Raw genomic sequence first — 23,942 nt, forward strand, 5'->3', positions numbered from 1 at the left:
CCTCTCCTCTCCTTCAGCGGCAAGACACCGTTGCCTGCGCTACCAGCACAAATGCTCGGTCTGGATCAGCGCGGGCTCATCCCAATGGATGCCATGGCGCGGGTCGTACAAGCCCTCGTGCGCCAGCACCATGAATTGATCACCCCATTTGCTTTCGACCACCGGCACCACGGCCCCGGCCTTGCGCAGCGCATCAAAGCCTTGTCGCGGCAGTTGCACCAGGTAGGGCTGCAGGCTGCGCGCCAGGCCCACGCTGCCTTGCGCATGCTCCAGCGCCCGCAGCGCGTCCCTGGCCTTGTCGTCATACGGCACGATCACCGGTATCTGCACGCTGTCGATGAGCCGGAACTTCGCCGCCAGGGTTTCCATCGGCAGGCTGTCGAAGCGGCTTGCCGTCAGTTGCCTCAGCAGATCCGGCACATCCAGGGCCTGCGAGCCCTTTTGCCAGTACAGCAGCGAGAAGTAGCGCTGGATGGCCTCGGGGGCCAGAGGCTGCGCCTCGAACTGCCTGAGCACTTCTCGCGCCTTCTCCGCGTACTGCTTGAGTTCAGGTGGCGGTGCCCAATCCGGATTGCCCGGCAGAAACACAAGCAGCTCGCTGGCATCCCTGGCGCGCCGTCCCTCCCGGTTGCAGCGGCCAGCGGCCTGGGCGATGGAGTCCAGGCCCGCCTCGGCACGCAGCACGGTGGGAAAGTCCACATCGACGCCGGCCTCGATCAAGCTCGTCGATACCAGCCGGCAGGGTTTGCCTTCCTTGAGCATCTGCCGCACTTCGGCCAGCACCTCGCTGCGGTGCCGGGCACACATCAGCGTGGTCAGATGGCGTGCGCCGGGCAGATCGGCCATGGCCTGGTAGACGGCCCGCGCATGGCGGCGGTTGTTGACGATGCACAGCACCTGTTCGCGCGAGCGCATGTGCCCGGCCAGCGCCTCATCGTCCAGCACGCCCAGGTGCCGCACGCGCACGCGCTCCAGTTGCGTGAACAGCCGGTCCGGGTCGGGCGCCAGTTCCCGCACTTCGTTCAGGCCGCCCTCGAAATCGGGCGCCACCAGTGCAGGCTGGGTCGCGGTGCATAGCACCACGCTCGCGCGGTAGTTGCGCGCCAGTTCGTCGATGGCCGCCACGCAGGGCCGCAGCAGCTTGAGGGGCATGGTCTGGGCCTCGTCCAGCACGACCACGCTGCCCGCGATGCGGTGCAGCTTGCGGCATTGCGATGGCCGGGCGGCGAACAGGCTTTCGAAGAACTGCACGGCCGTGGTAACGATGATGGGCGCGTCCCAGTTCTCCATGGCCAGCTGCAGCTTCTTTTGCGCCTGGTATTTTTCAGGGTCGTCGCGCGGCGGCTCGGTCTGCACGAAAGCGCTGTGGTGCTCCAGCACGGCGGCATCGCCCAGCGGGCCCAGGGCCCTGCGAAATACGGCGGCGTTCTGCTCGACGATGCTGGTGAACGGAATCACGAAGATCACTCGGCTCAGGCCATGGCGTATGGCGTGGTCCAGCGCGAAGGCCAGCGACGCCAGCGTCTTGCCCCCACCCGTGGGCACCGTCAGGGAAAACAGCCCCGGCGCCAGTTCCGCCTGCGCACGCACATGCTGCAGGATGCCTGAGCGGATGGGGTTGACGTCGCCCCCCGTCGGCAGACCTGCCAGGAAGTGATCGAGCTGCTCGCGCAAGGCCTGCAGGCTGGGCACCGGCTTACCCGCGCTGCGATGATCGGGACGGCTTTCCGTCTTCAGATAAAAGCGCTCCGTATCGAGAAAATCGGCATCGACCAGGCATGAAAACATCATGCGTGTGAAAAATGCCAACTGGAAATTCTTGCGTTTGCCGTCACAGGGCTTGAGATCGACCATGGGCAGCTTGGCGGGCAATGCGATGTCGCGCTTCCAGGCGGAATCGAGCGCCGGCAATTCATACCCGTCATCGAGCCGCTGGCGCAATGCGGTTCTTTCCCCTTGCCCATCCCCATTGGCCAATCCCGCATGGTGCCCGGCAATGCCATAGGCCAGCAAATGGCCTATTCCGGGATAGTGTCTGGCCGCAATGCGCGCGCCCCAGGTGGAGTGGTCCACGCGCAGTGCGCCGCCTTGCAGCCGAAGTTGGTAGGGCTCGGTGTACTTGCCCAGGTCATGCAGCCAGCCCTGTATCTCAGCCAGCTCACCGGCACCGAAGGCCTGTGCGAACTGTCGAGCCAGTGTGCCCACACCCTTCAGGTGATCCGGCAGGGATTGCCAATCGGCCTTTGAAACATTGGCTGTGGAATGCGCAAAGAAGTCACCCATAAGACAATTCAGATTCTTCCGTCTATTTCTCGGCAAAAACAGGAATAGTCCTAAGAAAAAACACCGCAGGCACCAAAAGCGCCTGCGGTGTTTATTTGACCAGTCCAAGGCTGGATCGACTATAGGGGAAATATCAGCCTACATGGCGCATTCCCGATCAGGAGTCAGCAGATTTCAACGCGCCGTCGTATCGCTGCTGGCCGCCACGATGGGGATATAGAACTCCCCGCCCGCGCGGTTGAATTCCTCGGCCTTGGCCTGCATTCCGGCGGCAATGCCTTCCTGCTCGGCCACGCCCTTGGCAGCGGCGAATTCGCGCACTTCCTGGGTGATCTTCATGGAGCAGAACTTGGGGCCGCACATGGAGCAGAAGTGCGCCACCTTGGCGCTGTCCTTGGGCAGGGTTTCGTCGTGGTAGGCCTGGGCGGTGTCGGGGTCCAGGCCCAGGTTGAACTGGTCCTGCCAGCGGAAGTCGAAGCGGGCCTGGCTCAGCGCGTCGTCGCGGGCGCGGGCGCCGGGGTGGCCCTTGGCGACGTCGGCCGCGTGGGCTGCGATCTTGTACGCGATGATGCCCTGCTTGACGTCGTCGCGGTCGGGCAGGCCCAGGTGTTCCTTGGGCGTGACGTAGCACAGCATGGCGGTGCCGAACCAGCCGATCATGGCCGCGCCGATGGCGCTGGCGATGTGGTCGTAGCCGGGGGCGATGTCGATGGTCAGCGGGCCCAGGGTGTAGAACGGCGCCTCGTGGCAGTGCTTGAGCTGCTCGGTCATGTTGGCCTGGATCATGTGCATGGGCACGTGGCCGGGGCCTTCGATCATGGTCTGCACGTCGTGCTTCCAGGCCAGCTGGGTCAGCTCGCCCAGGGTCTGCAGTTCGGCGAACTGGGCCTCGTCATTGGCGTCCGAGGCGCTGCCGGGGCGCAGGCCGTCGCCCAGCGAGAAGCTGACGTCGTACTGCTTCATGATGTCGCAGATGTCCTCGAAGTGCTCGTACAGGAAGCTCTCGCGGTGGTGGGCCATGCACCACTTGGCCATGATGGATCCGCCGCGCGAGACGATGCCCGTGCGGCGCTGGGCCGTGAGGTGGATGTAGGCCAGGCGCACGCCGGCGTGGATGGTGAAGTAGTCCACGCCCTGCTCGGCCTGCTCGATCAGGGTGTCGCGGAAGATGGGCCAGGTCAGGTCCTCGGCAATGCCGCCCACTTTCTCCAGCGCCTGGTAGATGGGCACGGTACCGATGGGCACGGGCGAGTTGCGGATGATCCAGTCGCGCGTGGTGTGGATGTTCTTGCCGGTGGACAGGTCCATCACGTTGTCCGCGCCCCAGCGGATGGCCCAGACCAGCTTCTCGACCTCTTCCTCGATGCTGGAGGTGACGGCCGAGTTGCCGATGTTGGCGTTGATCTTGACCTTGAAGTTGCGCCCGATGGCCATGGGCTCGATCTCGGGGTGGTTGATGTTGGCCGGGATGATGGCGCGGCCGCGCGCCACTTCGTCGCGCACGAATTCGGGCGTGATGATCTTGGGGATGGCGGCGCCCAGGCCGTTGCCGGCCAGGCGCGCCTCGCGCGCGGCGTCCTGCTGGTACTCGGCCATCCATTCGCGGCGGCCGTTCTCGCGCAGGGCCACGTACTCCATCTCGGGCGTGATGATGCCCTTGCGCGCGTAGTGCATCTGGGTGACGTTGCCACCGCTCTTGGCGCGGCGCGGCTGGCGCTGCAGCGATGCGGCCTCGGCCCGCAGGCGGGCCACGCGCTCGTCTTCCTCGCCGCGCTTGCCGCCGTCGTCCAGGGCCTGGCGCAGGCGGCCGGCGTAGTACTCGCTGTCGCCGCGCGACTCGATCCAGGCATTGCGCACGCCGGGCAGGCCGCTGCGGACGTCGATGGCCACGGCCGGGTCGGTGTAGGGGCCCGAGGTGTCATAGACGCTGACCTGCTCGCCATTGGTCAGCTGGATATCGCGCACGGGCACGTTGAGGCCGCTGTGCAGGCTGCCTTGCAGATAGCTCTTGGTGGAGGCCGGGAACGGCTTGCGCGACTGCGCCAGCAGGTCGGAAAAACGCTGTGCGTCGGGAGCTTCGCCGGCTGCGGGGGTGAAGATGGAATCGGGAGCGTTCATGTCGGGTTCCTTGCGTTCAAAGCGTCGATCAACAACGCTCCGGGAACCGGACACTCCTTGGGCTGTGCCAAAGGCCGCGCACCGGGCTATGCCAGTGTGGGCCTGCCAGGGCCGTATGGCCTTGGCCCCTGGTTGCCACGCACGCCAAGGCGCACGAGCAGCCTTGGTTGGCAAGAGCCGATGTGCGTTGGATGGTGGCCTGCCTGGCCGTTGCGGCCCTGCGTGTATCCGCCGTGGCGGACTTCCATCCTCTGACTTCGGCCCCGCTTCAGGGTCCCGCTCTTCTTCCGCCGGTATCAACCGGATCAAGTTCGTCGGGTTCGCCGCCTGGCCCATGCAGCGCATGGACCGGTTGGCATCTCAGTGCATCAGCACACCCCGGAGCAGCGGCAAGTATAGGGGATGGTTGGCGGCCCATCGCCTGCGGGTTTGCCCAGGGGCCATGCGCCGCAGTCAGTCGAAGCCGCGCAGCGCACCCCATTCGGCCAGCGGAGCGCGCGTGGCGCGCCAGCCGTTGATGGGGGCGTTCTTGTCCTCGTAGCCCAGCGCAATGCCGAAGGCCACGTGGTAGCCCTCGGGCAGCGCCAGCGCCTGGGTCACGGCGTCGTTGTAGCGGCGCCAGAAGCCCTGGGCGCAGGTCGCCAGGCCATTGGCGCAGGCCAGCAGCATGAAGGACTGCAGGTAGATGCCCAGGTCCACCCATTGCGGCAGGCCCATGCGCTCGTCCACCGCCACGATCAGGCCCACGGGCGCGCCGAAGAACTGGCCGTTGCGCGCCAGCTGCTCCAGCCGCGCGGGCTTGTCGTCACGCGGAATACCCAGCGACTGGTACAGCTCTTCGCCATTGGCAAAGCGCCGGCTGCGGTAGGGCTCCCAGAGATTGGGCGGGTAGGACAGACCGGGCTGGGCGTCCTGGGGCTCGGCTTCGGCAACGGCGGTCAGCAGCTGCTGCAGCGGCTCTCCCGTCAGCGCCAGCACGCGCCAGGGCTGCAGGTTGCCGCCCGAGGCCGCATTGGCCGACTGTTCCATCAGGGTGCGCACCAGCGCCGCATCGGGCGACTGGGGCAGGAAGGCGCGCACGGAGCGGCGCGCATGCAAGGCCTGTTCAACGTTCATGCTGGTCGGAGTCTCCGGTCTTCTTGGGGGATCTTGGGGATCTTTGGTGATCTTGTGCAGGCCTACTTGCCCATGATCTGGTCGATCTTGTCCTTCTGGAAGGCCTGCGGGCGCTCGGACTCGCAGGGCACGCAGTCGCCCACCTTGCTGCCTGCCGAGAGCTTGGCAATGGCCTCCCACAGCAGCGCGATCTGCTGCTCATGCGCGGCCGCGCCATCGCTCAGGCCGCGCATGGCCTGGGCCACGGGGTCCATTTCCTGGGTGATGCCGTAGGCCGTGAACGGCTGGGGCGCGGCAGAGGCCGGGACCTTGATGGACTCGGCCTTGGCCGATGCCGGGTCGTGCTCGGTCACATCGGCGCTGTGGCCGTTCTTGCTGGCGATGATGCGCGCCGGAATGCCCACGGCCGTGGCGCCTGCGGGCACGGGCTTGATGACCACGGCATTGCTGCCGATCTTGGCGCCGTCGCCCACCTCGAAGCCGCCCAGCACCTTGGCGCCCGCGCTGACCACCACATCGCGGCCCAGCGTGGGATGACGCTTGGCGCCCTTGTACAGAGAGGTGCCGCCCAGGGTCACGCCGTGGTAGATGGTGCAGCCGTCGCCGACCACGGCCGTCTCGCCGATGACGACGCCCATGCCGTGGTCGATGAAGACGCGCTCGCCGATGACGGCGCCCGGATGGATCTCGATGCCGGTGAGCCAGCGGCCGATGTGCGAGATGAAGCGCCCCAGCCACTTGAGGCCATGGTTCCAGCACCAGTGCGCCGGGCGCTGCAGCCAGATCGCATGCAGACCCGGATAACAGGTGATGACCTCCCAGGTGCTGCGTGCCGCAGGGTCGCGGTCGAGGATGCACTGGATATCGGAGCGCAGGCGGTCAAGCATCTAGGGGCTGGTTATTGTTGACAAGACCGCTCAGTCTAGCGTTTCGCTGGAGTGCTCTGCAGCATGGCCTTCGCAACACCGCGCAGGATGTGGATTTCCTCGGCGGTCAGTTGCGAGCGGTTGAAAAGCTGGTTGAGGCGCGGCATCAGCTTCTTGGGCGCGGCCGGATCGAGAAAGCCGATATGCGCCAGCGCCTGCTCCCAGTGGCCCAGCATGCCGGCCACCTGGGCCGCGTCGGCGCGCTGCGGCGCAGGCGTGTGCTCCACCACGGGAAAGCCGCCCAGCGCCTGGCGCCACTCATAGGCCACCACCTGGATGGCTGCCCCCAGGTTCAGCGAGCCGAACTGCGGATTGGACGGAATCGACAGCGCCACATCGCTGCGGTAGACATCGTCGTTGCTCATGCCGAAGCGCTCGCAGCCGAACAGGAAGGCCACGCCGGACTGGTTGCAGCGCGGCGCGGGAGCCGGTGCGGACACGGATGCATCGGTGGGCGGTGCCGCTTCATCGGGCGCATCGGCCTCATCGGGCGCAGCCAGCACATCCAGCGCCCCGCTGAGCAGCAGCTCGAAATGCTGGCGCGGCGTGCGCGTGGGCGGGCCGAAGTCGCGCGGCGTCATGGCCGTGGCGCACAGGTGGCTGATGCCGTCCAGCGCCTCCTCCAGCGTCTCGACCACGCGCGCATTGCCCAGCACGTCCAGCGCGCCGCTGGCCCGCTGGATGGTCTCTTCCTTGCGCAGCACGTTGGGCCAGCGCGGGCGCACCAGCACCAGGTCGTCAAAGCCCATGGTCTTCAAGGCGCGGGCGGCGGCACCCACATTGCCGGCGTGGCTGGTTTCTATCAGTACGAATCGGGTTTTCATGGCGTCGCTGGCCTGCCGGCGCCGGCAGAGCCCCCAAGACGGGACAGGTTGCGCAGCACAAAACGGACAAGGCGGGTAAAATTGCGCGCTATTGTCGCCGCCCCGCATCGCCGGACGCGGCTTTTTCCGTTCTTACCCGCGTCAAACAGCCTGCTTTTGCCAGAGAGGACCGTCCTCTCCTTGCACAGCCGCTGCTCCGCCAACGCCTCACAATCTATGTCGACCAACCTGCATCCCATGCTCAACGTGGCTATCAAGGCCGCACGCGCCGCCGGCGCCATCATCAACCGCGCGGCTCTTGACGTGGAATCCGTGCGTGTCGCACAAAAGCAGGTCAACGACTTTGTGACCGAGGTGGACAAGGCGGCCGAGCAGGCCATCATCGAAACCTTGCTGGGCGCCTACCCGGGCCACGGCATCCTGGCCGAGGAATCGGGCAACGAGTTCGGCGCCAAGAACTCCGACTACGTCTGGATCATCGATCCGCTGGACGGCACCACCAACTTCATCCACGGCTTCCCCGTGTACTGCGTGAGCATTGCCCTGTCCTTCAAGGGCAAGGTGGAGCATGCCGTGGTGTACGACCCCTCGCGCAACGACCTGTTCACCGCCACGCGCGGCCGCGGTGCCTACCTGAATGACCGCCGCATCCGCGTGTCCAAGCGCATCCAGCTCAAGGACAGCCTGATCTCCACCGGCTTCCCCTTCCGCCGTGGCGACAACTTCAAGCAGTACATGAACATGCTGGGCGACGTGATGCAGGAAACCGCAGGCGTGCGCCGCCCCGGCGCCGCCGCGCTGGACCTGGCCTACGTGGCAGCCGGCTTTGCCGACGGCTTCTTTGAAAGCGGCCTGCAGATCTGGGACGTGGCCGCCGGCAGCCTGCTGGTGACCGAGGCCGGTGGCCTGGTCGGCAACTTCACGGGTGAGGCGGATTTCCTGGAGCAGAAGGAATGCCTGGCGGGCAATCCGCGCATCTATGGTGCGCTGGTCGGCATCGTTGGCAAGTACAGCAAGTTTGCTTCTGCTGGTGAGAAGGCGGGTGTGCGGCAGGCGCTGTCTGATTCTGGAGAGGCGGCTCCCGTCGCTGATGCTGAAACTGCTGAGTCTGAGCAGCAGCCTGAGGCTTGATTCCGGCTTCTCCTCTCTTATGAAAAACAGCTCCTTCAAGGAGCTGTTTTTCGTTGGGCGTGGGTTCGGTGCGCTTTTTGCCCCTGCCGGGGGGGTGTTTTTCGAGGCCGGGTCTCGGCCCGGCGGCCGACTGCCCTTTCTTGATTCGCCAAGAAAGGTCAGATCAAAGAAGGCGACCCGAATGTCCACGTCCCTTCGCTTCGCTGCGGGCAACCTGCGTCGGCATACGGGAGGGGTGAGGGCCACGGCCATGGCCTCACGGCCTGGCCTGTGGCGCAGACTCTTTTACTTGACCCGTGCGTTGATCACCGCCTCGGCCACGTTGCGCGGTGCTTCGGCGTAGTGCTTGAACTCCATGGAGTAGGTGGCACGGCCTTGCGTTTGCGAGCGCAGGGAGGTGGCGTAGCCGAACATTTCGGACAGGGGTACTTCGGCCTTGATGGACTTGCCGCCGCCGGCCATGTCGTCCATGCCCTGCACCATGCCGCGCCGCGAGGACAGGTCGCCCATGACGGTGCCGGCGTAGTCTTCGGGCGTCTCGACTTCCACGGCCATCATGGGCTCGAGGATGACGGGGCTGGCCTTTCTCGCCGCTTCCTTGAAGCCGAAGATGGCCGCCATCTTGAACGCCATTTCGTTGGAGTCCACGTCGTGGTAAGAGCCGAAGGTCAGCGTGACCTTGACGTCCACCACGGGGTAGCCGGCCAGCACGCCGCTGGTCAGGGCCTCGACCACGCCCTTTTCCACCGCAGGGATGTACTCGCGCGGCACCACGCCGCCCTTGATGGCGTCTACGAACTCGAAGCCCTTGCCGGGTTCCTGCGGCTCCACCGTGAAGACCACGTGGCCGTACTGGCCCTTGCCGCCGGACTGGCGCACGAACTTGCCGTCCACATCGGTGACCTTCTGGCGAATGGTTTCGCGGTAGGCAACCTGGGGCTTGCCCACGTTGGCTTCCACGTTGAATTCGCGCTTCATGCGGTCAACGATGATTTCCAGGTGCAGCTCGCCCATGCCGGCAATGATGGTCTGGCCCGATTCCTCATCGGTGCGCACGCGGAACGACGGATCTTCGGCCGCCAGGCGCGACAGGGCGATGCCCATCTTTTCCTGGTCGGCCTTGGACTTGGGCTCCACGGCCTGGGCGATGACGGGCTCGGGGAAGACCATCTTCTCCAGCACGATGGGCGCGGACGGGTCGCACAGGGTCTCGCCCGTGGTCACGTCCTTCAGGCCCACGCAGGCGGCAATGTCGCCTGCGTGGATTTCATCGACCTCCAGGCGTTCATTGGCATGCATCTGCACGATGCGGCCGATGCGCTCCTTCTTGTCCTTGACGGAGTTGAGCACGCTGTCGCCCTTGTTCAGCACGCCCGAGTAGACGCGCACAAAGGTGAGCTGGCCCACGAAGGGGTCGGTCATCAGCTTGAAGGCCAGGGCAGAGAACTTCTCGCTGTCATCGGCATGGCGCACGATGATGGAGCCGTCTTCCGCATGGCCCTCCACGGGCGGCACTTCCAGCGGGGAAGGCATGAGTTCGACCACAGCGTCCAGCAGGCGCTGCACACCCTTGTTCTTGAAGGCCGAGCCGCACAGCATGGGCTGGATCTCGCCCGCAATGGTGCGCAGGCGCAGGCCGCGCAGGATGTCGGCCTCGGGCAGGTCGCCCTCTTCCAGGTAGCGGTTCATCAGGTCTTCGCTGGCCTCGGCAGCCGCCTCCACCATGGACTCGCGCCACTTTTTGGCGTCTGCCACCATGGCGGCGGGAATCTCCTGGTACTCGAACTTCATGCCCTGCGTGGCCTCGTCCCAGATGATGGCCTTCATCTTGAGCAGGTCCACCACGCCGGTGAACTGCTGCTCCGCGCCAATGGGCAGCACGATGGGCACGGGGTTGGCCTTGAGGCGGTCGATCATCATCTGCCGCACGCGCAGAAAATCCGCGCCCGTGCGGTCCATCTTGTTGACGAAGGCCAGGCGCGGCACCTTGTACTTGTTGGCTTGGCGCCAGACCGTCTCGGACTGCGGCTGCACGCCGCCCACGGCGTCATAGACCATCACGGCACCGTCGAGCACGCGCATGGAGCGCTCCACCTCGATGGTGAAGTCCACGTGGCCCGGGGTGTCGATGATGTTGATGCGGTGCTGGTCAAAGCGGCCGTCCATGCCCTTCCAGAAGCAGGTCGTGGCCGCCGAGGTGATGGTGATGCCGCGCTCCTGCTCCTGCTCCATCCAGTCCATGATGGCGGCGCCCTCGTGCACCTCGCCCAGCTTGTGGCTCACCCCGGTGTAGAACAGGATGCGCTCGGTCGTGGTGGTCTTGCCGGCATCGATGTGCGCGGAGATACCAATGTTGCGATAGCGTTCTATGGGGGTATGGCGGGCCATGAAAGGACTCCTGGGTGCTACGAAAGCGTAAGTGCGTGATCTGCCGGTTCGAAGGGTCGGATTCTCGCGGGGGTTGAATGAGGGTTGATGACAATTGGAATGTACGAAGACAATCGTACTATCTTCCGCAACTTCTTGCAGAACGATTCATGTTTTCACCACGCCATGCCCCTGTCTGCCAGATAACTGCCCGCGCCACGCCGCATCAGCGACGTGCGGCATTGCTTCCATGGCACAGTGGCGCCCCATCGACTGGACGATTCATGCTTGCCAACCACCCCGACCGCGAACAGATACGCCTGGAAAACCTGCTCAACGCCCTGGGCAACCCCCTGCGCTTGGCCGTGGTGCGCGCGCTGGCCGCAGGCCATGAGCGCGCCTGCGGCTCGCTCTTGCAGGGCCAGTCCAAATCCACCATGACCCACCACTGGCGCGTGCTACGCGACAGCGGCGTGATCTGGCAGCGCCCCGACGGCCGGGAAAACCTGCTCTCCCTGCGCCGCCAAGACCTGGATGCGCGCTTTCCCGGCCTGCTGGACGCGCTGCTGCAGGCCCTGGCCGAAGACCCGCTGACCGAACAGGCCACGGCGGCCCACCTCAAACCCTGCCCCTGAAGCCCGGCCCCCGCAACGCAGGCGGCAGCCCTGCGCCCTACCCGTTCCCGGCAAGCGCCGCAGCAACGCCCTCATCCGCAAACCGCTTGGCCGCCTTGAGCAGATAGCTCACGGCATAGAGGATGGGGTCATCGGCCTCGTCGCCGTTCAGATGGTCCACCACCTCGACGGCATAGCCCAGGTCCACCGCCGTGTCGTGCAGCAGGCCCAGCAGCTCCTTGTCCTGCGGCTCCAGCGACTGCGCCTGATCGGCCTTGGCGTAGTAGATGCGCAGCAGGTCGCGGCAGACGCAGTTGATGGCCGTGACCTTGTGGCGAGCGTGCAGCTCCAGCACTTCGAGGGCAGCGCCCAGGTGCAGGACGGCGTCGATGGCCAGGTCGTCGAGTTTGGGTTCGGAAATGGTGCAGATGTCTTGATCCATCGAAGCCTCCTCTGATGATTGAAGCCTGCGTCTCGGCCTCGTACCGAGCTGTGCCGGATGCAAGGCAGCAGCAGCCCAAAATCAACAAAAGAGTTAAATATAACGTGGTTTAAATTGCATCAAAAACTGACGCTCTTGCCCATGCAAAAGCGTCCTGTCAAACGCGGCCGTCCAGTCGGCGCCACTTCATTTGATGCAGACATTGCCCGGGCTTTCGGCGCGGCGGTGCGCTCCCTTCGCAACGAGCGCGGCATCTCCCAGGAGTCATTGGCCAACCTCGCCGATATCGAGCGTTCTCACATGGGCAAGGTGGAGCGCGGGGAGCACATGCCCACGCTGGTCATCGTGTTCAAGATTGCGCGGGGGTTGGGGTGTGGCGCGGCGGAGGTGATGGGAAGGGCTGAGGAGGAACTGCGGGGCGGGACTGCGGACTAGCAGCCGAGATTCGCTGAGCTTCGAGACCTCCAAAAGAACGGCCGAAACCGGAGGTTGGGCATGGATGACATCAGTGCGCTCATGAAAGCCATTGACGATGGGCAAATCACCGAAGTGAGACGTCTGCTTGAGGCTGGCGTCGATGCCAACGCAATGGATGAGGAAGGCCAGTCGCCTCTGATGGCAGCGGCTTGTGCAAACGACTTGAAGGCCCTGGACTTGCTGCTGCAGTACGGCGCCGATGTGAGGCGGGCCTATGCGGACGGGTGGACTGCGCTTCACATGGCCGTTGATTTTTCAATCGACTCGACTATTCAACGCGGAGGGGATCTTGGGGATGAACCGCTTGATGCCATCCTCTGGCTGCTCGCGCACGGGGCTGACGTGTACGCAAAGACTGAGAGGGGTGAAACGGCGGTTGACTTTGCTCGGGCGTATTGTTCGGGGCGCGTTGAACGGGTGCTCTTGGTAAGCCAGTCTTGAAAGTGTCGAACGTTCGCGAGCGCCCAGGCATACCTTCAAAGTCGGCAGCCAGTCGGGAACAGCCAGCCAAACGGCCCGCTTGGCCGGCGGCGTCAGACTGAGCAACGTCAGTTGCAGCTACCATCCAAGCCTGAGTCCTTATGTCACGCTAGTTGCCAAGGCGGGTAGTGTGCTGTCTATGCGCTGGAAGGACTTGAGCGCCGCGGCGTTTTCCAAATCAGTCTTGAACCACATCATCAGCTCTAGTATCTCTTCGGCAAGAGTTTCGAAACGTTGCGTTGAGATACTGAGATACTCCCCATGCGCAATCCTATTTCTTGAGGCCAACAGGGTCTCATCAATCAGATTGAAGCGAGACGAGTATCGGGCAACATCGATACCCAGCCAGCCCGCAATATTGACAAACACATCCGACTTCAGGTTCCCCTCTGCGGTAATCCCTGTGACTGGTAGCAAAGCTGGCTTATCAAGCAACGACATAAGGTGCGTAATTGCTGGAACGGCTACTGAAGATTTCCCACTATCACCCATCAGACTGAGCTTGGTTTTGATACTCAGCGCAATAAATGAGTCCTGCAAATCGCGCGTCTTCATTCCACGTGCTGACACAAAGACGACGTAGGCATTAGAGGCATTTTTTATAAAACCCTCCCAGTGTGCGTATAACATGGCAACACCTGCCCGAACATGAACATCCGCCTTCTTCGCCTTGGCTGATTTCGCCATTACGCGCAATTCAATAATCTCTTTGCGTCGCCACGCCAAATCATCATCTAAGTAGTTTGTCAGATCCTCTGTTGACCTGATCTTCATGGCTTAAAATACTCTACAGCAAAGGGAAGCAGATTGGCCATCCGCGTTGTTCCGCGAACACCCTGACCAGAATAATTTGAATAAATTTCGTTTGTCCACAAAGAACGAACCTTGTCGACTAGCCAACTCTGACGCTGGGCATCATTTAGCATAGCCATAATATTCTGTCGATTTTCCGCTACACCGTAAGCGATAACATCAAAGGCGGCAAGCATAGATCGGCCTGTATGTCGATTGCCGTCCCAGCGCTTGAATGCTTCGCCATTAAACGTCTTCCACAATAGCTCAAAAGTCCAATCAAAGGTTATTGATTCATCGGCCAGTTCGTTTGCAGTCAGCGCGCTCAATTTACGTGCTGCGTGGTCTAGATACTCATTAACATCCAACCCTTTAGTATACGCCTCACGTCGGTAGGCCACAAAGCGCAATACCATTTCATTATCTTGTGCCAACTCCTGTTGCGTGGGAGTGAGCTGAATTGTGTCTTTGAATTCCTGCTTGGCAGAATGATCGCGAATCCAATTGAAAAAATTCTCATTGAGCATCACCAGAACGCTGTTGCGAACCTCCTGGTCGCTGAGTTTCGATCCTCCTGTATTGAGACGCTGAAACAACTCGTACTTGGCATCTTGATCGCTTTCCTTGCGCAAAATCTCCACTCGAATTCTAGCCCGCTTTATTTCGAGCTGAAGCGGAGTATTGAAAACATTCGCATCACCGACTTGGCCACTTGTCCATTTCATACCATCCAACGATGGCAGAAAATTAGTCCCTGATAAAACCAGTGGATCCATAAGTTTTCCATTAACCTGCAACACCCCCATCAAATGCAGAGCAGTCGAGATACGCTGGAGACCATCAATCAGCTCCCAGACACCGTCTTCACGCTGAAAAACAAATACCGGAGGGACCGGAAGCCCCAATAGAATCGATTCAACAAAGCGGGTCTTCTGAGAATCTTCCCAACGAATTAGGCGTTGATAAGCGGGGGCAATTATTAGTTCATCATTCTTGTAGAGGCTTGCGATTTCGCCCAGCGACATCTCATAGCCATCGGTAACGACTTGTCGTTTTGCCTTTTCCAATTCAGCCTGCAGATTTTGAACGCTCATTTAATATACCTTGGTAACTCCGCATGTAGCATGCCATTTTTCAGAAATGAAACGGCCTTGGTAAACGCTTATTAAAAAAAACACCAGTGGAGCCTCACCAGCTGGCCGTATCATGCAGAGGGTGGTGAACAAATGCAATGCCTTCTACGCAACCGCTTTATTGTAGCCAACAACAGGAGCGCAAGCCACACGCTAAACCCAAGGTGCATACAGGGTATGCAGCAACACAACGATCACAATGTGCAGGAACCACGCTACGGTTACCTTCGCGCAACGCCCATTCGACACACAATGACTTAATTTCGTCAATGGCTGCTTAGGGTGTGTTATGAACTACTGGCACAAGCTAGCAGTCGTGCGGCATTGGGCAGCATGAGCACGGCAAAGAAGAGGGAGTGCAGTCCGCTGAGCACCTCGGGCAGCCGTCCATAGTCCAGAGACAGTCGTCGAAAGCGCGCCAGCCAACCAAAGCTACGCTCAACCTCCCAGCGCCTGGGCAGCAGCACGAAGCCTTTCTTCGCTTCAGGTAGCTTCACGATCTGCAGTGTGATGTCATTTTCCTGTGCGACCTCTCGCGCCTTCTCTCCGGTGCCGCCCTGGTCTACCTACGCCAGCTCGACCGTGTGGCCCGTGGCCTGCTGCACTGCGGCGCAGAGGTGGTCGACTTGGGCACGCTCCTGTTCGTCGGGCGGCGTGACGTTCACCGCCAGCAGGTGGCCGAGCGTATCGACTGCCACCATATGCACCTTGCTGCTTCGCCTGCGCTTGTAGCCGGCGTAGCCTGCGCGCGGTCCGCTCTCGCTGCTCGACTGCAGCGTGCGACCATCGAGCGCGATCGCGCTCGGCTGACCCTGCCGGCCCTGGGCCACGCGAATGATCGAGCGCAGATCCGAGACCATCGCTTCGAAGCAGTCCGCCTCCACTCAGCGGCGGCTCTGCTGGTAGACCGCCTCCCACGGTGGGAAGTCGTTGGGCAACAGACGCAAAGGTGCGCCTCCACGAACCAGCTAGCACAGGGCGTTAAAGACTTCGCGCAAGTTATGGCGGCGCTGCGGCGCCGCCTCTTCCATCAGCGTCAGATAAGGGCCAGCGAAGCTCAATTCTTCGTTGCTGACGTCCGTCGGGTGGGGCTTGCGGGGCATAGCCGCGCTCTAACCTCACTGCTATTGCGGCGCTCAAAGTTAAGAAAACGCTCTAAGCGGCTGATTTTGTGTCATGGTCCAATGAAATAGGACACCTCGATAGGGGCCCATAGACCCCAGAGGAAATGACGAACATGAAAGACAAAAGAGCGCGCAGGGCGTTTGACGCAGCCTTCAAGCTACAAGTGGTCAAGATGGTCCGAGAACAGAATCTGAGCGTGGCTCAGGTCAGCAAGGATCTGGATCTGGTTGACAGCGCGGTGCGCCGCTGGCTGGCGCAGTACGACGAAGAGGCGGCCGGACGTCCGGGTATTGGCAAGCCGTTGACGGCCGAGCAGCAACGCATTCGGCAATTGGAGTCGCAGGTCAGGCAACTGCAATCGGACAATGAACTCCTAAAAAAAGCGTCGGCCTTCTTCGCCCGGGAAATGAAATGATTCAGGACCTGATGAGTGCGCAAGCACAGGCGCAGAAGGCCCCAGTAAGCCAGTGGTGCAGGGTGTTGGGCATGAGCCGCTCGGGCTGGTACGCGGCGCGCAAGCGCGCCACCACAAAGGCTGCAGTGAGCCCACTGAGCCTTCAGGCCAAAGCAGTCTTCCATGCCAGTGGGAGCAGCTACGGCAGTCGCCGCCTGAGTGCACAGCTGAAATTGCAAGGCTGGGCTGTTGGGCGCTACAAAGCACGCACTTTGATGGCCGCGCACGGACTGCGAGCACGCTGGCGGCGCAAGTTCACGCACACCACCGACAGCCGCCATGGCTTGCCTGTTGCAGACAATGTGCTGCAGCGCCAGTTCAAACCTGAAAAGCCCAACCAGACATGGGCCAGCGACATCACCTACGTTCGCACACGCAGTGGCTGGCTCTATCTGGCGGTGGTGCTGGACCTGTTCTCCAGAAAAGTAGTGGGCTGGGCCATGGCCCCGAGCATGCCAGCACAGCTGGTGTGCGAGGCGCTGCGCATGGCCATCACAAGCCGCCGCCCCAAGCCAGGATTGCTGGTTCATTCGGACCGAGGCAGTCAGTACGCCAGCGAACTGCACATGGGGTTGCTGGAGAGCCATGGCCTGGTGTGCAGCATGAGTCGCAAGGGCAACTGCTGGGACAACGCAGTGATGGAGAGATTCTTCCTGAACTTGAAGATGGAGCGTGTCTGGCAGCGCGACTATGCAAACCATGCTGAGGCCCAGGCGGACATCGCGGACTACATCGTGGGCTTCTACAACCCTATCAGGTTGCACTCCACGCTGGGATACCAGTCACCCAATGACTACGAGATGCAGCAGGCGTTGGCAGCTCACTCAGCTTGAACGAACATCCCCTATCGGAATGTCCGAAAAGACTTGACCACGACATTGTTCAATTTCAAGCATAGAGAAAGCCACCAGCGCGAGCAGTGGTGGCTTGGTACAGCGCGTGGGAGAACAGGTTATTCGTGCGTAGGTTTTTCCATCCAGGACTCGTTTCACTTGGCCACGTCTTTCGCCCCGATGCGCACGTAAATTTCCTCGGGCGTGTGGGTTTTAGCGAGCTCGCGTATTGCCTTGACCTATACCACGGACAAGCGCCCATCCCGCCCGCAAATCTGCGCCATCGCCCAGTCGTTGTCCTTCCACTTTTCGGCGACCCATGGCGCTAGCAATCCCAAGCGGGCATGGTCATTCAGCCACTTGTGCAGTATCTTGTCGCGGTCATCGGGCAGAGGAACGACGCCTTTCGAAAGCAATCCGTTTTCGCGCAGGCCGCTCTTTCCGCCCGGCACCATGTTGAGCCGGCGCTCGTCATCCCAATGCCCTTCCACTAGGAACTCTTCCGCCTCGTAGAGCTGCTTCAGATCGTCGGTGATAGCCATCACCTTGTGGTGCACGTACGTGAGACGCTCGCCCTCTAGCTCTTCTAGAAATCGGCGATGGAAAAGCAATGAACTGCCAGTCTCAATCGCGCGATGGTACTCAGATCAGCGCTTTTGCCAGCTGCGGGTGGACACACCCACATAAAAGGACCCGTCGTCAGGGTACGACGCACCAGCGCCGAAGATGTGCTGGTAGAAGACGTATGCGCGCTCGGAGGTAGTGCTTGGACGATAGCAGGAAGTGCGCGGGCACCGAAAATACAAGGCTAGGGCTCCTGATGGTGCTTTCTTCAATCTGCGTAGTTCCGTGCATGGCCGCAGCCTAGTACAGGGGATCAGTAACGACTTCCACCGAAATCGTAGGCTGGATAGCTAACTCGCCTTCGCCCAGGGCGCCGAGACCTTACTCTGACTTGCGGTCCACCGTTCTGTGCCCATCCATGAGCTTCCGCAACGGAGAGATGCCCCCCGGACGGTCGCCCATGAAAATCATGCGCAGCACGGGTATCACTTGGCCTGGCTTGAGCCTAAACACAGTGGGGATAGCCACCCGCGCCCATCCCCGCGCGTAGTCGGAGGACCGCACGAAGTCTTCAAGCAGCTGCTCAACCTCGCGCCGCCGTCCAATCACAGACTTCGGCGCCAGATGCTCCCACCAAGCCTTGTTTAGCTTCATCGCGTCATCGCCTATCCTTCAAAATCCGGCAGCCAAGGCTATCGTTGACGTGCCATTTGAGAGCCAAGCTTGCACGTCTGTGGCTCCTACTTCTAAACCAGTGCCGAACGCGGCATCGCCTTGCGGGGCATCACCGGCCTCTAGCCTCATTACTATTGCAGCGCCTAAAGTTCAGAAAACGCTCTAGAAATTTCCTCAACTGCTACCCGGGTTTTCCCGAAATTAAGATTGTGGCCCACTTGTAGAGGCTGTGCCAAAACACTCAAACAGGCTGACACGTCAGACATGGAGTCGCTTCGATCAACGACTTTTTGACTGCATCTTCCTTCAACTCCGGCGTATAGCTGCAGGCGCTCATGACCGGCCTTTATGCTTGAAGAATAGGCCTATTCCCACCATAGGCCGCAGGTCAATGGACGACTCAAACGGGATTAGCAGCTCAAAAGTCGCGCATTCTACACCACCTACACTGCCCTTGATGAAATCACCATCTCATCACTCAAGAAAAAAAAAACTGAGCAATGTTCTGAGCAATAATTTATTGAAATATTTAGATACACGAAAAATGGAAACCACAATACAAATTCAATTCGAAGGCAATCAAGCTGACGACGGAAGAATCAACCTTTATGATGCAGCAGAAGCACTAAAAGGTTTAGCAACCTCCATAAATATAATCACACAAGCCTTTTCTAATGACGATCATATTCAAACAAAAGTCCCCATACAAAAAGAGTTCAAAACATTCTTCAGCGCGGCAAAAAAAGGCTGCTTTGACATATTTATAGACGTCAAATTTGAACAAAAAACAATCCAAAAACACGGCGCCAGTGTGGTCAAAGATAAATATTGGGACTATTTAACAGAAGCATTTGCAGCCAGCACAGGAAATTCCGAAAATAATACATCCCATTATTTAAGAAAATTTCTGGATGAAAATCCAGGTCTATTTGATGAAATGGCCATTGCAATTGACTCCCATGTTTTAAATATACACAGACCAATTTGCAATGGAAGTGCAAAATCCGCAAAATTAATAAGACCTTACTCAGGAGAAAAGCTCGAGTTAAATAAGAAAACTCACATTTACTTGAGCACTCTAACAAAAGAAAGAAAAATAACTCACCTAACCGGCAACGTCACAAGGCACAGCAATATTAGTGGCTTTGGAAGAGCCTATATAAAAGAATACAACAGGATCATTCCTTATTATATTGTTGATCACAAGAAAAAGGGGAAAGCAGTCGATACCTTAGCAGCAGAGTCATTACGTGACGGCTCAGCGCTTGGAATAGGGAAAGGCGGATTATGCAGTTTTGAAGTAAACCTAGTACGCGACAATAAAGAATACATAAAAAAATTTGAGCTAATCAACATCACACCAATTCTTCCCGACACTAATAATAATGAGTAGAGAAGAAATTTTTTGCAGCGCTTTCAAAATACCATTTTTTGAAAAGTGCATGACCATGTCGGAATGGTCAGCCACATGGCAGGCTGTTGGAATTATTGTCACTCTAATAGTTGGCATTGCCACCGTAATAAAAGTATGGAAAGACTTAAACAGCACTAGAGAGCAAAAAAAAGCAGCTGACAAGTTAGAAAAAACAAAATTTCTTCTCGAACAACATCGTAGATTATTTGACAGTCAAGATCTAAAAGATGTTCTACAACATATCGACGGAGACGATATTGAATTATCACAATTTTACTTCTGGGAAAAAAATAGAAAATTTATTGTTTTTATCGAAGAAATACAAATATTAATAAATTCAGGATATTTAGACGAAACATCTTGCCAGTACATGTTTGGCTACTATGCTCATTGCGCATATACCGGAGAAAATTTTAAAAAGGGAATAAATTTTGAAGATAAATATTGGGGATTATTCACAAAGTTCGCAAAAAACTACGAATTATATGAACCACAATTCACTCAAGATTTTGTTTCGAAAATATCAATTTAAATCTCAAATTCGCTGAACAAGCGACTCTGCACATCGAGCTCAAAAATATTGCATTTTGAATCCAATAAGCACGCTCATCTAAAGCATTAAACTCCAAAGTTTTGCCAAAACCCGTAGGACAATATGTCAAAAAATATCGCCCACATGAGTTGCAATCACATTACAAGCATCAAAGTTTTTCCAAAATAATTCATCACTTATCGAAGCCAATAAACTATAGAACTTTTCATTAACAGCAAGCAATTTCCACCAAAATTCGATGCTCTGCGTGGCAATTCCGTTTAGTTACACCATTGCCGCAAGCGAGTATTGCGAGGCCCGTAGTCGCAAACCTTACCGGCGTGCAGCTTCATAGGACAATTTGGTGCTTTCTTTTTCCCCCAATGATGGTATGTACCGCGTCTAAACGCTTTTCGAATTTCCTAAACTATTCGCTGCGCGCGCCGCTAATCGTAGTCATCAACAGAATGCCTTAAGCCTTTTGAACAATTTCGTACGCTGGACGAGGCCTATATCTGAGATTCAGGCTAAGGGTGCTTCCGGTCACGTTCGAACGGCAGGGACAAGAAGGCGATGCTTACAACTGAGCACCTTTGCCCCATACCCCACACACTCCCTCCACACCCCCGCCCCATAATCCCGCCCGCAACCCCCAGCCCTCCCCCGGCCCTTCTTGCAGGCACAAGACATGACTTCACTGACCGAGCTGTGGCAGGCAGCCATCACCTGGCTCGCCACCCACGCCGTAACCCCCACCGTCCACTGGCTGGACATCGCCCAGGCGGCCGGTGATCCGCGTGAGATTGCCGAGGCGGTGCTGATTGCGGCGCTGCAGTTGTTCCTGATTGCGGGCGTGATGCGGCCGCTGGAGAGCCTGTTTCCGGCCGAGCGCTGGAGCGATCGGCGGCTGACCACGGTGGACCGCAACTACACGCTGCTGATGCTGCTGGGGCTGTTTCCGCTGTTCAGTTTTCTGGTGCTGATGCCGTTTGCCAGCATGCTGGGCGGCGGGCCGGCGGCCGAGGAGGCGACGGGGCTCAAGCACTGGGTGCCGTGGTTTGCGGACCATCCGGTGGCGCTGTTCCTGGTGTACTACGTGGTCTACGACCTGGTGTATTACTGGATGCACCGCGCCCAGCATGTGATTCCCTGGTGGTGGGCCATGCACAGCATGCACCACAGCCAGCGCCAGATGAGCTGCTGGAGCAATGACCGCAGCCACTACCTGGACGGCATGCTGCAGTCCTTCATCCTGGCCACGGTGGGGCTGGCGATGGGGGTGGAGCCTTCCGAATTTGCGCTGCTGGGGCTGCTCAGCGAGCTGGTGCAGAACTTCTCGCACGCCAATGTGCGGCTGCGCCTGGGCTGGCTGGGCCGCGTGGGTGAGCGGGTGCTGGTGGGCCCGCTGTTCCACCGCCACCACCACATGCTGCGCGACCCGGATCGGCCCACGCGCCACAACTGCAATTTTGGGCAGGTGCTGCCCTGGTGGGACATGCTGTTTGGCACGGCGCTGTACACCGACGAGCCCGTGCGCCCCACGGGCGTGAGCGACCCCGAGGTGGATGCCGACAACGAGCGCGGCCTGGTGGCCATGCAGTGGCATACGCTCAAGCGGTTCTGGGGGGCGTTTCGCCGGCGCGAGGGCTGGCGGCTGGGCGATGTGTCGTTCGGGCCCGGTTACCGGCCCATTCATGACGACGACGGAGCCCAGCCCCACCCTGCGGCCGGGGCGGCTGCGGTGACTGGGGCGGCCGGGGGTGCGCCTACGGCTCCAGGTTCGGCCGCATCAGCGCCTCGAACCAGTCGATGAAAACCGCCAGCCGGCGCGAGCGCTGGCGGCGGTGCGGATACAGCAGGGCCACGGGCATGGGCGCTGCGCGGTGGGCGGGCAGCACTTCCACGAGTTCGCCCGTGTCCAGCAGGTGCTGCACGTCATAGCGCGGGATCTGGATCAGCCCCAGGCCGGCGCGGCAGCAGGCGATGTAGCTTTCTGCATTGTTGGTCACCACGCGGCTGGGCACGGCCAGGGTCTGCGGCCCGTCCTCCCCATCTACCCCATCCACATCGCTCGCCCCACTCCATTCCCACGGCAGTTCCCGCCCCGTGCGCGGCGAGGCATAGCCCACGCTCCAGTGGCCGTGCAGCAGGTCCTGCGGCTGCTCGGGCAGGCCGTGCTCGCGCAGGTAGGCGGGGCTGGCGCAGTTGATGAGGGCAATGCAGCCCAGCGGGCGCACGACCAGGCTGCTGTCATGCAGCGTGCCCACGCGCACGGCGCAGTCCACGCCTTCCTGCACCAGGTCAATGGCGCGGTCTGACGAACCCAGCACCAGCTGCAGCCCCGGGTGGCGGCGCAGGAGCCCCGGCAGCGCAGGCGCCAGCAGGCGGCGCGCGATGCGGCTGGGCACGTCCACATGCAGCCGGCCCGTGGCCTGGCGCGTGCGGGCCTGGAACATCTGCTCCACGTCCTCGGCCTCTGACAGCAGCGGGCGCACACGCTCCAGTAACTGGGCACCATCGGCCGTCAGGCTGACCTGGCGCGTGGTGCGGTGCAGGAGTCTTGCGCCCACCTGCTCCTCCAGCTGCTGCACGGCGGCAGATACCGTGGCGCGCGGCAGGTCCAGGGCATGGGCGGCCTTGATGAAGCTGCCCATCTCGGCCACCTGCATGAAGATCCGGTATCGGTCGAGTCGGTCCATAGCGTGCAGCATAGTCCCGGCCGGGACCGGCCTACTGGGTGCTCCTACCTGGTGCTCCTACTTGGTGGTGTAGCCGCCGTTGATCAGGATGGTCTGCCCGGTGATCCACCAGCCGTCGCTGACCAGGTGGCGGATGAAGGGCACCACGTCTTCGATATGCGTCAGCCCCGAAGGCGAGAACGGCGACAGCGCCGCCGCGCTCTTGTGATAGGCCACGGCGTCCGCGCCTTCCTGGCCGTAGAAGAACGGCGTGTCCATGGGCCCCGGCCCCACGGCCGTGACCGAAATGCCCCGCGCCCCGAACTCCTTGGCCGCCGCCCGCGTGAAATGCTCCACCGGCGCCTTGGTGCCCGCGTAGGAGGAATAGAACGGCGTGAACGCGCCCAGCAGCGAGGTCACCAGGGTCACGATCTTGCCGTGGTCGTTGACATGGCGCCCCGCCTCCTTGAGGAAGAAAAACGCCGACTTGCCGTTGACGGCAGCCATCTCGTCGTACTCCGCCTCGCTGATCTCCATCAGCGGCTTCTTGAGCACCTTGCCCACGGTGTTGATGGCAATGTCCGGCCGGCCCACGGCGTCCACAGCCTCTGCAAAAAGCCGCTCCACAGCGCCAGCGCGCGTCAGATCGCCCTGCAGCGCCACGGCCTCTGCGCCCAGCGCACGCACTGCGGCCACCGTGGTCTCCGCCTCGGCCCGGGAAGACTCGCTGTTGTAGTGCACCACCACGGCCCGCGCGCCGTGCCCCGCCAGATCACGGGCAATCAGCCCGCCCAGATTCTTGCCGCCGCCTGCAATCAGCGCCACCTTGCCGCGAATGGAATGGTCTGCCATGGAAACGCTCCTTGTGCTTGGATGAAGCACCCAGCTTAGGCAGCCAGCCCCCCGCGATAAACCGGCGCAGCCGGGATGGATCATCCAGAAAACCAGAACAATCGCGCCGATA

At 60.5% G+C, this 23,942-nt stretch carries 20 protein-coding genes, 1 pseudogene and 1 riboswitch; of the genes and pseudogenes, 8 read left to right on the top strand and 13 right to left on the bottom strand.

Going from position 1 to position 23,942, the window contains the following annotated elements; translation table 11 throughout:
- Positions 1 to 39 precede the first annotated feature (39 nt).
- From U6958_RS25605 to U6958_RS25625, 5 genes are all read right to left on the bottom strand, one after another.
- Entirely contained in the window at positions 40 to 2,283 is a 2,244-nt protein-coding gene (locus U6958_RS25605; protein ID WP_074923174.1) for a CRISPR-associated helicase/endonuclease Cas3, read from the bottom strand.
- 174 nt (positions 2,284 to 2,457) lie between these two features.
- Positions 2,458 to 4,401, bottom strand: a complete 1,944-nt coding sequence (gene thiC / locus U6958_RS25610) for a phosphomethylpyrimidine synthase ThiC (RefSeq protein ID WP_017407427.1) — start codon at positions 4,399 to 4,401, stop codon at positions 2,458 to 2,460.
- A gap of 265 nt (positions 4,402 to 4,666) precedes the next feature.
- Positions 4,667 to 4,792: riboswitch (TPP riboswitch) on the bottom strand.
- Between the two features lie 62 nt (positions 4,793 to 4,854).
- Positions 4,855 to 5,517, bottom strand: coding sequence for a nitroreductase (locus tag U6958_RS25615; protein ID WP_047473818.1), 663 nt, complete (start codon positions 5,515 to 5,517; stop codon positions 4,855 to 4,857).
- A gap of 62 nt (positions 5,518 to 5,579) precedes the next feature.
- Positions 5,580 to 6,404 (bottom strand): serine O-acetyltransferase, encoded by an 825-nt coding sequence (gene cysE / locus U6958_RS25620; RefSeq protein ID WP_016449662.1) that lies wholly within the window; start codon positions 6,402 to 6,404, stop codon positions 5,580 to 5,582.
- A 35-nt stretch (positions 6,405 to 6,439) separates the two neighbouring features.
- Positions 6,440 to 7,267 (bottom strand): RNA methyltransferase, encoded by an 828-nt coding sequence (locus tag U6958_RS25625; RefSeq protein WP_043792886.1) that lies wholly within the window; start codon positions 7,265 to 7,267, stop codon positions 6,440 to 6,442.
- Positions 7,268 to 7,483: 216 nt separating this feature from the next.
- Here U6958_RS25625 and U6958_RS25630 point away from each other — a divergent pair, with 216 nt between their 5' ends.
- Complete coding sequence (locus U6958_RS25630; protein ID WP_016449664.1) at positions 7,484 to 8,398, top strand: inositol monophosphatase family protein; 915 nt, start codon at positions 7,484 to 7,486, stop codon at positions 8,396 to 8,398.
- A gap of 285 nt (positions 8,399 to 8,683) precedes the next feature.
- On the opposite strand, the gene fusA is transcribed toward U6958_RS25630, so the two are convergent.
- Positions 8,684 to 10,786: an elongation factor G gene (fusA, locus tag U6958_RS25635; RefSeq protein WP_074923175.1), complete on the bottom strand. Its 2,103-nt coding sequence runs from the start codon at positions 10,784 to 10,786 to the stop codon at positions 8,684 to 8,686.
- Between the two features lie 263 nt (positions 10,787 to 11,049).
- On the opposite strand from fusA, the gene U6958_RS25640 reads away from it, so the two are divergent.
- A complete protein-coding gene (locus U6958_RS25640) occupies positions 11,050 to 11,400 on the top strand; it encodes a helix-turn-helix transcriptional regulator (protein WP_074923176.1) in 351 nt (116 codons plus the stop codon).
- 37 nt (positions 11,401 to 11,437) lie between these two features.
- Here the strand turns inward: U6958_RS25640 and U6958_RS25645 are convergent, their stop codons facing one another.
- Positions 11,438 to 11,821: a hypothetical protein gene (locus tag U6958_RS25645; RefSeq protein WP_074923177.1), complete on the bottom strand. Its 384-nt coding sequence runs from the start codon at positions 11,819 to 11,821 to the stop codon at positions 11,438 to 11,440.
- A gap of 141 nt (positions 11,822 to 11,962) precedes the next feature.
- On the opposite strand from U6958_RS25645, the gene U6958_RS25650 reads away from it, so the two are divergent.
- Both U6958_RS25650 and U6958_RS25655 read left to right on the top strand, forming a co-directional pair.
- Positions 11,963 to 12,256 carry a helix-turn-helix domain-containing protein gene (locus U6958_RS25650; RefSeq protein ID WP_016453859.1) on the top strand — a complete coding sequence of 98 codons (294 nt, stop codon included), beginning with the start codon at positions 11,963 to 11,965 and terminating at the stop codon, positions 12,254 to 12,256.
- A gap of 60 nt (positions 12,257 to 12,316) precedes the next feature.
- Positions 12,317 to 12,739 carry an ankyrin repeat domain-containing protein gene (locus U6958_RS25655; RefSeq protein ID WP_016453860.1) on the top strand — a complete coding sequence of 141 codons (423 nt, stop codon included), beginning with the start codon at positions 12,317 to 12,319 and terminating at the stop codon, positions 12,737 to 12,739.
- 138 nt (positions 12,740 to 12,877) lie between these two features.
- On the opposite strand, the gene U6958_RS25660 is transcribed toward U6958_RS25655, so the two are convergent.
- From U6958_RS25660 to U6958_RS25670, 3 genes and pseudogenes are all read right to left on the bottom strand, one after another.
- The gene (locus U6958_RS25660) at positions 12,878 to 13,552 is read right to left on the bottom strand and encodes an MAE_28990/MAE_18760 family HEPN-like nuclease (RefSeq protein WP_016453861.1); all 675 of its coding nucleotides are present in this window, start codon (positions 13,550 to 13,552) and stop codon (positions 12,878 to 12,880) included.
- Positions 13,549 to 14,664 carry a DUF262 domain-containing protein gene (locus U6958_RS25665; protein ID WP_016453862.1) on the bottom strand — a complete coding sequence of 372 codons (1,116 nt, stop codon included), beginning with the start codon at positions 14,662 to 14,664 and terminating at the stop codon, positions 13,549 to 13,551. Before U6958_RS25665 ends, U6958_RS25660 begins: the two co-directional genes overlap by 4 nt.
- Positions 14,665 to 14,990: 326 nt before the next feature.
- Positions 14,991 to 15,806 (bottom strand): annotated as a pseudogene (locus U6958_RS25670) (IS5 family transposase).
- A gap of 125 nt (positions 15,807 to 15,931) precedes the next feature.
- Between U6958_RS25670 and U6958_RS25675 the strand changes: the two are divergent.
- Positions 15,932 to 17,115, top strand: a protein-coding gene (locus tag U6958_RS25675; protein ID WP_201266015.1) for an IS3 family transposase whose coding sequence is annotated in 2 segments (ribosomal slippage) — positions 15,932 to 16,214 and positions 16,214 to 17,115 — 1,185 coding nt in all. Because the reading frame shifts where the segments join, the coding sequence is not laid out codon by codon here.
- Positions 17,116 to 17,354: 239 nt separating this feature from the next.
- On the opposite strand, the gene U6958_RS25680 is transcribed toward U6958_RS25675, so the two are convergent.
- Positions 17,355 to 17,657 carry a hypothetical protein gene (locus U6958_RS25680; RefSeq protein ID WP_016453867.1) on the bottom strand — a complete coding sequence of 101 codons (303 nt, stop codon included), beginning with the start codon at positions 17,655 to 17,657 and terminating at the stop codon, positions 17,355 to 17,357.
- A gap of 1,088 nt (positions 17,658 to 18,745) precedes the next feature.
- Between U6958_RS25680 and U6958_RS25685 the strand changes: the two genes are divergently transcribed.
- The 3 genes from U6958_RS25685 (at position 18,746) to U6958_RS25695 (ending at position 22,113) form a co-directional block, all read left to right on the top strand.
- The gene (locus tag U6958_RS25685) at positions 18,746 to 19,747 is read left to right on the top strand and encodes a hypothetical protein (protein WP_143044527.1); all 1,002 of its coding nucleotides are present in this window, start codon (positions 18,746 to 18,748) and stop codon (positions 19,745 to 19,747) included.
- 49 nt (positions 19,748 to 19,796) lie between these two features.
- Positions 19,797 to 20,300: a hypothetical protein gene (locus tag U6958_RS25690; RefSeq protein ID WP_143044528.1), complete on the top strand. Its 504-nt coding sequence runs from the start codon at positions 19,797 to 19,799 to the stop codon at positions 20,298 to 20,300.
- Between the two features lie 688 nt (positions 20,301 to 20,988).
- Positions 20,989 to 22,113: a sterol desaturase family protein gene (locus U6958_RS25695; RefSeq protein WP_074921560.1), complete on the top strand. Its 1,125-nt coding sequence runs from the start codon at positions 20,989 to 20,991 to the stop codon at positions 22,111 to 22,113.
- On the opposite strand, the gene U6958_RS25700 is transcribed toward U6958_RS25695, so the two are convergent.
- Together U6958_RS25700 and U6958_RS25705 are read right to left on the bottom strand one after the other, a co-directional pair.
- Positions 22,067 to 22,999, bottom strand: a complete 933-nt coding sequence (locus U6958_RS25700; RefSeq protein WP_074921561.1) for a LysR family transcriptional regulator — start codon at positions 22,997 to 22,999, stop codon at positions 22,067 to 22,069. The two genes, U6958_RS25695 and U6958_RS25700, sit on opposite strands and share 47 nt — an antisense overlap.
- Positions 23,000 to 23,056: 57 nt before the next feature.
- Entirely contained in the window at positions 23,057 to 23,830 is a 774-nt protein-coding gene (locus tag U6958_RS25705; RefSeq protein ID WP_016453872.1) for an SDR family oxidoreductase, read from the bottom strand.
- Between the last annotated feature and the right edge of the window lie 112 nt (positions 23,831 to 23,942).

The organism is Delftia lacustris (assembly GCF_040267515.1).
Lineage (GTDB): Bacteria > Pseudomonadota > Gammaproteobacteria > Burkholderiales > Burkholderiaceae_C > Comamonas > Comamonas tsuruhatensis.